The sequence below is a fragment of the Nonomuraea rosea genome (assembly GCF_039539705.1).
In the GTDB taxonomy this organism is placed as follows: domain Bacteria; phylum Actinomycetota; class Actinomycetes; order Streptosporangiales; family Streptosporangiaceae; genus Nonomuraea; species Nonomuraea rosea.
Genome location: NZ_BAABDQ010000036.1, coordinates 105,569 through 118,434, shown reverse-complemented (window position 1 = coordinate 118,434; position 12,866 = coordinate 105,569). Strand labels below are relative to the sequence as shown.

Genomic DNA, 12,866 nt, shown 5'->3' with positions numbered 1-12,866 from the left:
CCGTGCTGTGAGGGTGGGAAGCCAGGATCATGCGGCGAGGTGGCATGGCGCGGGGCCGAGCGCGGTTCTGTGGAAGAGCGGTGCTGGGTGGGGGTGAGCCTGTGGAAAAGTGCGGCGTCCTAAGTGGTCAGTCTCGTCTCGCGTGGGCAGTGCCGTCTCGCGTGGGCAGTCTCATTCCCCGCGGTCGGTGCCGTTCCGCGCAGCCGGTTCCCTCCCGCGTGGGCAGTGCCCTCCCCCGTGATCGGTCTCATCTCGCGCGGTCGGGTGCTGTCCCGCGCAGCCGGTTCTCCGTGGTCAGCGCCGTCCTCCCTGGTGAGCGCCGTCCCGCGTGGTGAGTGCCGTCCCGCGTGGTGAGTGCCTTCCCGCAGGGTCGGTGTCTGTCCCGCGCTGTGTACGTCCCGCAGGGTTGGGGCGCGTCCGTAGAGACGGTGTGCGTCCCGCAGGGGCATCCGTGGCGTCAGGTGTGGTCAGGGCTTGGCTTCGGCTATGCGGGCGAAGGAGGTGACGTCGAGCTCCTCGCCGCGGGCCGAAGGGTTCACGCCGGCTGCCCGGAGGGCTTCTTCCGCCAGGGGCGGGCTGCCGGCCCAGGAGGCCAGGGCCGCGCGCAGGGTTTTGCGGCGCTGGGCGAAGGCGGCGTCCACCACCGCGAACACCTCCTCGCGCGATGCCGTCGTCTCAGGCGGTTCGCGGCGGGTGAGGGAGACGAGGCCGGAATCGACGTTGGGGACGGGCCAGAAGACGGTACGGCCCACAGGTCCGGCCCTGCGTACGTCCGCGTACCAGGCCGCCTTGACCGACGGCACGCCGTACACCTTGGAGCCCGGCCCCGCCGCCAGGCGGTCGGCCACCTCCAGTTGCACCATGATCAGGCCCTTGCGCAGGGACGGGAGCTCCTGAAGGAGGTGCAGGACCACCGGGACGGCCACGTTGTAGGGGAGGTTCGCGACCAGGGCCGTGGGGGCGTGGCCCAGCAGGTCATCAAGGGTGATCTTCATGGCGTCGGCGTTCAGGACGGTCAGTTTGTCCGCCCCGTCCCGCTCTGCGACGGTGATGGGGAGCTGTTCGGCCAGGACCGGATCGATCTCTACGGCAACCACGTGCTCAGCCGGCTCCAGGAGCGCTAGCGTGAGCGAGCCAAGGCCCGGACCCACCTCGATGACCACGTCATCGGGGGACAAATCGGCCACGCGGACGATCCTCCGGACGGTCCCTGCGTCGATCACGAAGTTCTGGCCTAGCTTTTTTGTCGGACGTAGATCTAGCTTGTTCGCCAAAATACGTATTTCTGCAGGGCCCAACAGCCTCATCATCCAACCAGTCTCCCGCATCGAAGAACCTGCGATGGCGGATGGGGAGACCAAAGGAGAGGATGGCGTGGAACAGGAAGGGACGTCCCTCATGGAGCCAACGGGCGCCGCGCCGCTCCGCCCGACGGACTTGCGGGAAATCGGGCCGTACCGGCTGCTGGGCCGCCTCGGTGAAGGCGGCATGGGAACAGTGTTCCTGGCCAGAGCGCCGACGGGCCGGTTCGTCGCGCTCAAGGTCGTGAAGGCGGAGTTCGCCAACCAGGAGGGGTTCGCGGCCAGGTTCCATGCGGAGGTGGAGAACGCTCGCCGGGTGGCGTCGTTCTGTACGGCACAGGTGCTGGACAACGGCAACACCGGTGACGGGCGACCGTACATGGTGACCGAATACATAGCGGGCACTCCGCTGTCCGACCAGATCTCGAATTTCGGGGCTCTGGAGCCGGGGCCGCTGCACGGTGTGGCTCTCGGCGTGGCGGCGGCGCTGGCGGCCATCCACGTGGCCGGGCTGGTGCACAGGGATCTGAAGCCGGCGAACGTGATCCTGTCCCTGTCCGGGCCGAGGGTGATCGACTTCGGGATCGCCAGGGCGCTCGACAGGGAGACCGGGTTCACGCTCTCCGGCGAACTGCTGGGGAGCCCGGGCTGGTGGGCCCCCGAGCAGGTACGCGGCCAGGTCGTCAGCCCGGCGGCGGACATCTTCGCCTGGGGCTGCCTGATCGCGTACTCGGGCAACGGGCGGCATCCGTTCGGCCGTGGCGACCCCATCACGCTGGCCACGCGCGTGCTGAACAACCCGCCGGACCTGGGCGCCCTGCCCGCGCCGCTCAACGAGCTCGTACGGCGGGCCACCTCCATGGAGGCGACGGTCCGGCCCACGGCGCAGGAGCTGCTGATCGCCCTGGTGGGAGGGACTTCGCCTGGGCTGACGATCGATCCGCCCACCTTGGTCGCGAACGAGATGCTGAACGAGTGGCAGCCGCCGCAGAACGTGGTGGACGAGCCGGACATCACGGCGACGTTCACGACGCCGCCGCCGAGCGACACCATGAGTAGCAGGGCGCCGAGCCAGGCCGGTGGTCCCAGTCAGGCCGGTGGTCCCAGTCAAGCTGGTGGCTCCAGCCAGGCCGGCCGACCCGCCCAATCCGGGCAATCTGGTCAGCCGAGCCAGCCGGGTCAGGCTGGTCGGCCCGGTCAGCCCAGCCAGTCCACCCGGCCCGGCGGGCCCGATCAGCTCGGGCCGCCCAATCAGCTCAACCAGCCCAACCGGCCCGCCGTCTCGCGGCAGCCGACGAGCGGGTCCAATCCTGGCGCGCCGACGCAAGGACAGCCCTCGGTCGAGGAGCTGGCGCGGCGTGAGGAGCAGGCGGCGAAGGAGGAGTTCGCCCGCTGGGAGGCCGAGAACCAGGCCAAGCAGCAACAGCCGGCGAAGAAGCGGGGCAAGAAGGGGCAGCGCGGACCGGTCACGCCGGACGTTCCGCAGGAGACGCCGTCTCGGCCCGGGGGCTCGTTAGGCACCCAGACCAGGCCGGGCGAGCAGGCCGTACCCCTCGGTACGGGAGCTTCGCTCGGGGACGAGCCCGACACCATCGGCGGCACAAGGACGACCGGCACCCGGTGGCTCATCGCCGCCGCTGCCGCCGTGCTGGCCATCGTCGTGACCGTGGCCGTGCTGATCGTCACCTCCGGTCGCAACACGCCCACCACGGCCACCGGCAATCCGTCCGAGGCCGCCACCACGGCCGGGCCGAACGACGTCGGCCGCAGATTCGCCCTGGGCGCCAACTTCGACGACCCCATCGCGATCGTGGCGACGGCGCCGGAGTGCGGGCTGAAGGAGTATGAGGGCACGACCTCCGCCAAGGGGCAGCTCTGCGTGATCCGCTGGACGATGATCAACCCCGGTGGTGAGCGCAGGCAGCTGATCCAGCCCGTGGTCACCATGATCGACGACCGTGGCGGCGAGCATGATCCGGCCACCGTCACCCTGCCCCCGGCCATCCTGCCCGGCGGACGGGTGGACAGCGCGTTCGTGTTCGATCTGGCGACGTATCGCAAACCCGTCAAGATGACGGCGACCATGCTCGAGAACGGCAAGCAGATCGAGGTCGGGCTGTGAACGCGGTGAGGGGGCTGAGGGGTTCGCGGGGGCCGGCGGCCGGGCTCGGGCCGTGGGTCGTCCGGGCGGCGATGCTCGTGGCGGCGCTCATGCTGGCCGGCTCAGTGGTGTCCCCCGCCACAGCCGGCACAGTGACGGCCAGCGCACAAACGGCCGGCGCACAGACCGCAAGCGCACAGACCGCAAGCGCACAGACCGCCTGTGCCGGTGCCGCCGACTTCGACGGTGACGGCGTGGACGACGTGGCCGTGGGCGACCCGTTCGCGGACGACGAGAAGGGCTCGGTGCACGTCCTGTCGGGCGCCAAAGTGGTCCCCGTCACCGTGCCCGACCTGGCCAAGGGCGATGCCTTCGGCTGGTCGGTACGCCTGGCGAAGGTGGACGCCGACCCCTGCGCCGACCTCGTGATCGGCGCCCCGTACACGGACCTGGACGGCGCCGAGGACGCCGGGGCCGCGTACGTCGTCTATGGCGGCGGCAGCAAGCCTCCGCAGCGCCTGACCGCCGCCGAGCCCCAGCGTTTCGCGCACTTCGGGTGGTCGCTGGCGGCGCGCGACGACCTGGTGGCGATCAGCGCCCCGTACGAGGACGAGGGCTCGCTGCTCGACGTGGGCGCCATCTACGTGCGCAAGGGCACGGCCGAGCTGCGCAGGATCAGCCAGGAGTCCGTGGACGTGCGCGGCAACAGCGAGGTGGGCGATCAGTTCGGCTGGGCGATGGCGTTCGGGCCGAAGAACGGGCTGGTCGTCGGCGTTCCGTACGAGAACGACGACGGCGCGGGCCGGCAGGTCGAAGCGGGCAAGATCAACTCGGGCTCGGTCGTCTTCATCGACGACGTGCTGTCGTCCAAGCTCACGACGTTGAAGCTGGACTCGCCGACCGCCGCCTCCGGCGACCGGTACGGCTACGCGGTGGCCTACTCCGAGGGCTCCGGTTACGCCCTGAGCTCACCAGGCCCCGGATACGTGCAGCTGCTCGACCCGGCCAGGAAGCCCACCAGGAGGGTCACACAGGGCGGGAAGCAGGCGTTCGGGTTCTCGATGGCCGCGTCGGCGGACGGCAGGCTGGCCATCGGCGCCCCGTACGGCGGCGGCGTCCGGATCGTCTCCTGGAAGAACGCGGCCGAGGACAAGAAGCTGGCCACGGACGCCGGCCTGTTCGGGTGGTCGGTGGCCTTCAGCGGCAACAAGCTGTTCGTGGGACAGCCGGACGCGCTGCCGTTCGGCAGGGTCGGGGTGGCCGCGCGCAACTCCGACGATCTCCAGCAGCTCCAGCCGCCCAAGGGGGCCGACTTCGGGGTGTCCGTAGCCGGTTGACCGGAGCGCGGGCGATCAGGTGAACAGGGTGGCGCCGCAGTTGGGCCACTGGCTCTGCCAGCGGCCCTCCACCTGCTGGTAGAGGAGCTGAGCCCGGTACGTCTGCTCCTCCGCCGGCCAGGTGCTCGGCAGCCCCATCCCGCCCACGGCCTGCCACATGGCCAGGCTGAACTGGTACATCCCGTAGTACGGCCCCTCCGCGTTGTACGCCTGCGGGTTCCCGTGGGCCTCGCACTCCGCCAGGGCCCGCCAGTTGAGCCGCAGGATGGCCTGCCTGATCTGTACGGAACGCGGCGGCGTGACCGTGATGACCGTCCCGTCCTTCGGAAAGCTGCCGAGCGGCGGGCTCACCTGGTAGCCGCGCTGCAGGGCGACGCGTTGCTGCCTGAGCACCTGGCGGACCGTTCTGGCCGTCGTACGGGAGGTGAGCCTGGTGGTGCCCGCGACCACGTACACCTTGCGCCTGGTGTAGAGCGTCAGCTCCATCCCCGACAGCGGCACCGCGTCGTCGGGCGGGGCGGAGAGGCGGCCGGCGGCGGGGGCGATGTCCAGCTCGGCCAGGGCATCGCCGACGTTCGTGGCGGTGACGAGGTGCCTGCTGGTGCGGCCGTCCAGGGTGAGCGTGATGGGGCGCGCACGGCGTACCTCGATGGTGGCGCCGTCGGAGACCTCCTCCTGGCCGGCCGGGCGTACGACGTCGCCGAAGCCGAGCGCGACCCCGGCGTCGCCGAGCACGCCGTGCACCGTGCCGGCGAAGCTGCGCACGGCCACCGGCCGGCCGTCGACCACCACGACCACGTCTTTGACCAGGAACGACACCACGACCAGCGTGCCGACGGCCAGCGCACCGGCCAGGCACACCACGGGCGTCCACGGGGAACGCCACGGGATCGGCGGACGCGGCGCACGCCTCTTGCCTCGCACGAACCACCTCCGGTAGCGGGGCTGGACCGCCCGAACGCTAGCGGCGGCCGCAGGCCCGCATCCACCGGTTCACCAAAAGATGGTCACCACTCGCCGAAGACCGTGACTCCGTTCGCGCTGATCGCCTCGCACAACTGGTCCGGATGGACCCCCTTGACCTCGGCGAGGCAGCGCAGGGTGAGCGGGATGAGGTAGGGGGCGTTGGGCTTGCCCCGGTGCGGGACCGGCGGGAGGTAGGGGGCGTCGGTCTCGACCAGCATGAGCTCCATGGGCGCGACCTCGGCCGCCGCACGGAGATAGGCGGCGTTCTTGTACGTCACCGGACCGGAAAAAGACATGAAATATCCGGCTTCGACGCACTTTTTCGCCATCTCGGGATCGCCCGAGAAGCTGTGGAACACCACCTTGTCCGGCGCCCCCTCGGCGGCCAGCACCTTCAGCACGTCGTCGTGCGCGTCCCGATCGTGGATGACCAGCGCCTTCCCGGTGCGCTTGGCGATCTCCACGTGCGCGCGGAAGCTCGCGTGCTGGTCGTCCTTGCTCGCCCAGTCGCGGTAGTAGTCGAGCCCGGTCTCCCCCACCGCCCGCACCTCCGGCCGCCCCGCCAGGGCCTCGATCTCGGCCAGCACCCCCGGGGTGGCCTCGTGCGCCTCGTTCGGGTGGATGGCCACCCCGGCGTACACGCCTTCCTGCTCCCCCGCCACCTCCGCGTTCCAGCGGGAGGACTTCAGGTCGTAGCCGATCGTGACCAGCCGGGTCACCCCGACCTCCCTGGCCTCCTCCAGGATGCTCCGGACACTGGCCGCCGCCGCCTGCGCGGCCTGCGCCACCGGGTCGCCCGAGGACGCCTGCCGGTTGCCGACCATGATGTCGAGGTGGCAGTGGCTGTCGAACACAGGAGCGGAAAGCGGCTCTGGAGCGGCGGGAAGCTTGGTCACGCACTCTAAAGTAGCCTCCATGCGGTTCGGCGTTCTCGGCACCACCCGCGCCTGGCGTGCGGACGGCACCGAGGTGCCGCTCGGCGGGCCGGTCAGGCGCGCGCTGCTGGCGCTCCTGCTGCTGCGGCCCGGCGCGGTCGTCTCCCCTGATCGGCTCATCGAGGCCCTGTACGGCGACCGGATCCCCAAGGACGCCACGCACGCGCTGCACTCGCAGGTGTCCAGGCTCAGGCGCGACGGGATCTCCGTGGAGCTGACCGCGGCCGGTTACCGGCTGCCTGTGGAGCCCGAGGACGTCGACGCCCAGCGGTTCCTGGGGCTGGCCGACGCGGGACGGGCGGCGGGCGATCCCGTACGAGCCGCGGCGGTGCTCCGCGAGGCGCTGGCGTTGTGGCGGGGACCTGCCTTCGCCGACCTCGACCCCGCTCAGGGGGCCTGGCTGGAGGAGCGGCGGCTGGGCGCGGTCGAGGACCGGATCGAGGCCGAGCTGCGGTGCGGCGCGGATCGGGAGCTCATCGCCGAGCTGGGCGAGCTCGTCGAACGCCACCCGTTGCGGGAACGGCTGCGCGCGCTCCTCATGCGGGCCCTGTCCGCGGCCGGGCGGCCGGCGGAGGCGCTGGTGGCGTACGAGGAGGCGCGGCGGCTGCTGGCGGACGAGCTGGGCGCGGACCCGTCGCCCGAGCTGGCCGAGCTGCACCGGAGCCTGCTGCGCGGGACGGCCGCCACGCCCAGGGCACTGCCCGGCCGGCTGACCAGCTTCGTGGGCCGGGACGACGACGTGGCCTCGGTCACCGCGCTGCTGGCCGCGGCCCGGCTGGTGACGCTGCTGGGGCCGGGCGGCGCGGGCAAGACCAGGCTGGCGATCGAGGTCGCCCGCCCGGACCCCGCCACGGTCGTCGTGGAGCTGGCGACGGTGGATGCGGAGGCCGACCTGGCGCAGGTGGTGCTCCACGCGCTGGGTGTGCGCGAGAGCGGCCTGCTGAGCGGCCCGGGGCTGGGCGGCGCCGAGCGGCCCGGCTCGGTGTCCCGCCTGATCGCCGCCCTGGCCGAGCGGCCCCTGCTGCTGATCCTCGACAACTGCGAGCACCTCGTGCACGCCGTCGCGATCCTGGCCGAGCGCCTGCTCGCCGCCTGTCCCGCGCTCCGCGTCCTCGCCACCAGCCGCGAGCCGCTCGGCATCACCCCCGAACACCTCTGGCCGGTACGCCCGCTCGCCCCCGAAGCCGCCGCGGCCCTCTTCACCGACAGGGCCAGGGCGGCCCGCCCGGATTTCGTGCCGGATGAGGCGGTCGGCCGGATCTGCGCCGCGCTCGACGGCCTCCCGCTGGCGATCGAGCTGGCGGCCGCCCGGTTGCGTACGCACGAGACCGGCGAGCTGGCCGAACGGCTCACGGCCCAGGACCGGTTCCGCCTCCTGTCGCGCGGCAGCCGCACCTCCGACGCCCGGCACCAGACCCTGCGCGCCGTGGTCGGCTGGAGCTGGGACCTGCTCACCGAACCGGAACAGGCCATGGCCGCCCGCCTGACCGTCTTCTCCGGAGGCGCCACCGCCCGGGCCGCCGCCGAGGTGTGTGGGCCGGCGGAGGCCGAGGAGCTGCTCGACTCCCTCGCCGACAAGTCCCTCCTGGAGGCGTCTGGCGGCCGCTACCGCATGCTGGAGACGATCCGCGCCTTCTGCGCCGAGCGGCTCGGGGACGACGCTCCGGCCGTGCGCAGGGCGCATGCGACGTACTTCCTCGATCTCGTGGAGCGGGCCGAGCCGCAGCTGCGCGGGGCGGGGCAGGTGCGGTGGCTCGACCGGCTGGCCGCCGAGCACGACAACCTGCAGGCGGCGCTGCGCTGGGCGGTGGAATCCGGTGAGGTGGCGCTCGGCATGCGGTTGCTGGCGGCGCAGTCGACGTACCTGTGGATGCGCGGCACGCGCGCCACGACCACCGGCGCCGCGATCGCCCTGCTGGAGGCGGCGGGTCCCGAGCCGGATCCGGCGCTCGGCGACGCGTACGTGCTGTGCCTGCTGGCCACCACCGGCGACGACGCGGCCCGGCCGTCCTGGGAGCGGCACCGGTCGCGGGCCGAGACGATGGTCACGGACGGGCCTGGCTCATCCAGCACGCACCGGTATCCGATCGTCACGTACCTGTGGCCGATGATCACGGCGGGGACCCTCGCCTCCAGTGTGGCGCTCAAGATGCTCCGGCGGGCGGCGCGCGCGTCCGATCCGTGGGAGCGGGCCGCCGCGCGGTTGATCTGGGCGTATCCGCAGATGGCCGCGGGTGAGTTCGCCGCCGCTGAGGCGGAGCTGACGGGGGCGCTGGAGGGTTTCCGTTCGCTCGGCGACCGCTGGGGGTCGGCGCTGGCGCTGGACGGGCTGTCGTGGCTGGCGGCCACCCGTGGTGACGAGGCCGCCGCCCTGGCCCACACGGAGGAGGCGCTGGCGCTGGCCGAGCAGCTCGGCGCCGAGGAGGACATGACGGACCTGCTCTGCAACAGGGGCGACCATCGCATCGGGAGCGACCTCGACGGCGCTCGGGCCGACTACGAGCGGGCCGCCGAGCTGGCCAGGCGGGCCGGCCTGCCGATCTACCTGGCCTCCGCGCTGCGCGGGCTGGGCGACGTGGCGGCACGGGAGGGGGATCTGGGGCGGGCTCGGGAGCTGTACGAGCAGGCGCTGCGGCAGTCGGACCCGCAGTGGGTCAAGACCTCGGGCAACCGGACGCGGCTCATGGTGGGCCTGGGGCAGCTGGCGGAGGCCGAGGGCGATCGTGGCGCGGCCCGTACTCACTACCGCGAGGCGGTCGAGAACGCGGTCCGCACGGGCGCGCTGGCGGAAAGCGCCCGAGCGGTCGAAGCCCTGGCCGCCCTGGCACTCACCGACGGCGACGCCGTTGAGGGTGCTCTGCTGTGTGCCACTTTGCTGGGGGCCGCGACCGCCATGCGAGGTGTCATGCTGCCGGGCGAGTCCGAGGCCGCGCGGGAAGCGCGGGTCGTGCTGGGCGAGCGCGCGTTCGCCAGGGCGCGGCGCGCGGGCGCGCAGCTCTCCCACCGGGAGTCGCTGCGCCTCGTCGGCATTCCCGACGAGATCATCGACCGGTCACCGCTGAACGAGCTCACCACCTTCACCGGCGAACTGGCCACACTCCCGGACGACCCGCGGTGAGCGGGCGGTGAGGGCCCAGTGAGGGCGCGGTGAGGGCGCGGTGAGGGCGCGGTGAGGGCGCGGTGAGCGGGCCCGGTCAGGCTCTGCGGCATGGACATTCTGATCTCCGGCGCGAGCGTCGCCGGTCCCGCCCTGGCACTCTGGCTCAACCGGTACGGCCACCGCACCACCGTCGTCGAGCGCGCCCCCGCCCTTCGCGAAGGCGGCTACTCGGTCGACTTCCGCGGTGACGCCCACCTGAGCGTGCTGCGCAAGATGGGCATACTCCCCGGCATCGAACGCGCCCAGACCCACATGGGCTCGATGTGGAACGTCAACGAGGCCGGCAAGAAGCTGGTCGCGATGCCCGCCGACCTGTTCGCCGGCGACGTCGAGATCCTGCGCGGCGACCTGGCCCGCATCCTCTACGACGCCACCAGCGCCCGCACCGAGTACGTCTTCGGCGATTCGATCACCTCGATCGCGCAGGACGCGGACGGGGTGACGGTGACGTTCGAGCGAGGGCCGGAGCGGCGCTTCGACCTGGTGGTGGGAGCGGACGGCCTGCACTCGAACGTGCGGTCCCTGGCGTTCGGCCCGGAGCAGGACCACTTGTCCTACCTGGGGCTCCATTGCGCCGTGTTCACGACCGGCAACTATCTCGGCCTGGACTACACCGGGCACGCCTACAGCACCCCGGGCAAGATGGTCTCGCTCTACAGCGCCAAGCAGAACACCGAGGCCAAGGCGGTGTTCTGGTTCGGCTCGCCGCCGCTGGACTACGACAGGCGCGACCTCGACCGCCAGCGGGAGCTGCTGGCCGAGGCGTACCAAGGGGTCGGATGGGAGACGCCGGAGCTGCTGCGCAGGATGTGGCAGGCGGACGACTTCTACTTCGACTCGGTCAGCCAGGTGCGGCTGGACTCGTGGTCACGCGGCCGGGTGGTGCTGCTCGGCGACGCCGCCTGCTGCGCCTCGCCGCTGTCCGGCATGGGCACCGGGCTGGCCATGGTCAGCGCGTACGTGCTGGCCGGCGAGCTGGCAGCGGCCGGCGGGGATCACCGCGCCGCCTTCGGCGCCTACGAGCGGGCGGTGCGCGACTACGCCGCCGGCTGCCAGCAGTCGGCCGTGGGCGTCAGCAAGTGGATGGTCCCGGAGAGCAGATTCATGGCCTGGTTCATGAACCAGAACTACAAGCTGCTGCCCTACCTGCCATGGAAGGGGCTGATGGCGAAGTCGGTCAGGAAGACCGCGAGCGCCATCAGCCTCAAGGACTATGGAGTCAGTCGGCCAGCCGGGCCAGCTCTTCGTCGACGACCTTCGGGTCGAGCTTCTTGAACAGCGGCACCGGCGGCGCGAGCGGAGTGCCCGGCTTGATCGGCTGGTGCTCCCAGCGCGCCCCGCCGTTGTATTCGCCGGTGATCACCGGGTAAGGGGTGCCGCCGTCCTCGTCGACCTCGCGGATCTCCGGCATGCCCGACCACACGCCCTCGCCGCCCAGCATGGCGTGGACCTTGTTGGACGAGCCGGGCAGGAACGGGGTGAGCATCGTCTTGGCGTCGTCGACGACCTGGAGCGCGACGTGCAGGATCGACTTCTGCCGCGCGGGGTCGTCCTTGAGCTTCCACGGCTCCTGGTCGGCCAGGTATTTGTTGGCGTCGCGGACCACGTCGAACGCCTCGGTGATGGCGTTCTTGAACCTCGACCTGCCGAGCTCCGCGCCCACCGGGGCGAACGCGTTGCGCGAGCGCTCCAGCAGGGCCCGGTCGGCGTCGGTCAGGTCGCCGGCCTCGGGGACGGCCCCGAAGTTCTTCGCCGCCATCGAGATCGACCGGTTGACCAGGTTGCCCCAGGCGGCGACCAGCTCGCCGTTGTTGCGGTTGACGAACTCCTGCCAGGTGAAGTCGGTGTCCTGGTTTTCCGGGCCGGCCACCGAGATGTAGTAGCGCAGCGCGTCGGCGTCGTAGCGGGCGAGGAAGTCGCGCACGTAGATGACGATCTGGCGGGAGGAGGAGAACTTCTTGCCCTCCATCGTCAGGAACTCGCTGGAGACCACCTCGGAGGGCACGTCGAGCTTGCCCAGCGCACCGGGCGAGCCGTCGCGCGCGCCGATGCCGCTGTAGCCGAACAGCATGGCCGGCCAGATCTCGGCGTGGAAGACGATGTTGTCCTTGCCCATGAAGTAGTAGCCGCGGGCGTCGGGGTTTTGCCACCACTGACGCCACGCGTCCGGGTCGCCGGAGCGCCTGGCCCACTCGATGGAGGCGGACAGGTAGCCGATCACCGCGTCGAACCAGACGTAGAGCCGCTTGTTGGGCTGGTCGCGCCAGCCGTCGAGCGGGATCGGCACGCCCCAGTCGAGGTCGCGGCTGATCGCCCTGGGCTGCAGGTCACCGAGCAGGTTGAGGGCGAACTTCAGCACGTTGGGCCGCCACTCGCCCTGCTTGGACTGCAGGTAGGAGCCGAGCACCTCGGCGAAGGCGGGCAGGTCGAGCATGAAGTGCTCGGTCTCGGCGAACACCGGGGTCTCGCCGTTGATGCGGCTCTTGGGGTTGATCAGCTCGATCGGGTCGAGCTGGTTGCCGCAGTTGTCGCACTGGTCGCCGCGGGCGCCGTCGTAGCCGCAGATGGGGCAGGTGCCCTCGATGTAGCGGTCGGGCAGGGTGCGGCCGGTCGAGGGCGAGATCGCGCCCATCGTGGTCTTGGGGAAGATGTAGCCGTTGTCGAAGAGGCCCTTGAAGATCTGCTGCGTGACGGCGTAGTGGTTTTTCGTCGTGGTCCTGGTGAACAGGTCGTAGGACAGGCCCAGCCCGGTGAGGTCTTCGGCGATGACGCGGTTGTAGCGGTCGGCCAGCTCCCTGGCGCTCACGCCCTCCTTGTCGGCCTGCACCTGGATGGGCGTGCCGTGCTCGTCGGTGCCGGAGACCATCAGCACCTTGTTGCCCGCCATCCGCTGGTAGCGGCTGAAGACGTCGGACGGCACGCCGAATCCGGAGACGTGCCCGATGTGGCGGGGGCCGTTAGCGTACGGCCACGCGACGGCGGTCAAGATGTGCTGGGACATGGATGTAAGCCTATCTGCGCGGCCCCGCGCCAAAAGCCTGCCGACCCCGAGACCCGCCTCCTCCA

8 protein-coding genes are annotated in these 12,866 nt (G+C 71.4%); 4 read left to right on the top strand and 4 right to left on the bottom strand.

From position 1 onward, the window contains the following. Nucleotides 1–467: 467 nt before the first annotated feature. On the bottom strand, nucleotides 468–1,307 hold the full coding sequence (gene rsmA, locus ABEA43_RS50635; RefSeq protein ID WP_425570564.1) for a 16S rRNA (adenine(1518)-N(6)/adenine(1519)-N(6))-dimethyltransferase RsmA: 840 nt from the start codon (nucleotides 1,305–1,307) through the stop codon (nucleotides 468–470). Between the two features lie 34 nt (nucleotides 1,308–1,341). On the opposite strand from rsmA, the gene ABEA43_RS50630 reads away from it, so the two are divergent. Beyond that, on the top strand, nucleotides 1,342–3,423 hold the full coding sequence (locus tag ABEA43_RS50630; protein WP_425570562.1) for a serine/threonine protein kinase: 2,082 nt from the start codon (nucleotides 1,342–1,344) through the stop codon (nucleotides 3,421–3,423). Then, a complete protein-coding gene (locus ABEA43_RS50625; RefSeq protein WP_345573301.1) occupies nucleotides 3,420–4,739 on the top strand; it encodes a hypothetical protein in 1,320 nt (439 codons plus the stop codon). The genes ABEA43_RS50630 and ABEA43_RS50625 overlap by 4 nt, the downstream gene beginning before the upstream one ends. 15 nt (nucleotides 4,740–4,754) lie before the next feature. Here the strand turns inward: ABEA43_RS50625 and ABEA43_RS50620 are convergent, their stop codons facing one another. Both ABEA43_RS50620 and ABEA43_RS50615 read right to left on the bottom strand, forming a co-directional pair. Then, nucleotides 4,755–5,663 carry a ubiquitin-like domain-containing protein gene (locus tag ABEA43_RS50620; RefSeq protein ID WP_345573300.1) on the bottom strand — a complete coding sequence of 303 codons (909 nt, stop codon included), beginning with the start codon at nucleotides 5,661–5,663 and terminating at the stop codon, nucleotides 4,755–4,757. Between the two features lie 83 nt (nucleotides 5,664–5,746). Then, a complete protein-coding gene (locus tag ABEA43_RS50615; protein ID WP_345573299.1) occupies nucleotides 5,747–6,622 on the bottom strand; it encodes a TatD family hydrolase in 876 nt (291 codons plus the stop codon). On the opposite strand from ABEA43_RS50615, the gene ABEA43_RS50610 reads away from it, so the two are divergent. Together ABEA43_RS50610 and ABEA43_RS50605 are read left to right on the top strand one after the other, a co-directional pair. Beyond that, nucleotides 6,621–9,758, top strand: a complete 3,138-nt coding sequence (locus ABEA43_RS50610) for an ATP-binding protein (protein WP_345573298.1) — start codon at nucleotides 6,621–6,623, stop codon at nucleotides 9,756–9,758. The genes ABEA43_RS50615 and ABEA43_RS50610 overlap by 2 nt on opposite strands. 90 nt (nucleotides 9,759–9,848) lie before the next feature. Continuing rightward, complete coding sequence (locus ABEA43_RS50605) at nucleotides 9,849–11,075, top strand: FAD-dependent monooxygenase (RefSeq protein ID WP_345573297.1); 1,227 nt, start codon at nucleotides 9,849–9,851, stop codon at nucleotides 11,073–11,075. On the opposite strand, the gene metG is transcribed toward ABEA43_RS50605, so the two are convergent. Continuing rightward, nucleotides 11,020–12,801, bottom strand: coding sequence for a methionine--tRNA ligase (metG, locus tag ABEA43_RS50600; protein WP_345573296.1), 1,782 nt, complete (start codon nucleotides 12,799–12,801; stop codon nucleotides 11,020–11,022). The genes ABEA43_RS50605 and metG overlap by 56 nt on opposite strands. Between the last annotated feature and the right edge of the window lie 65 nt (nucleotides 12,802–12,866).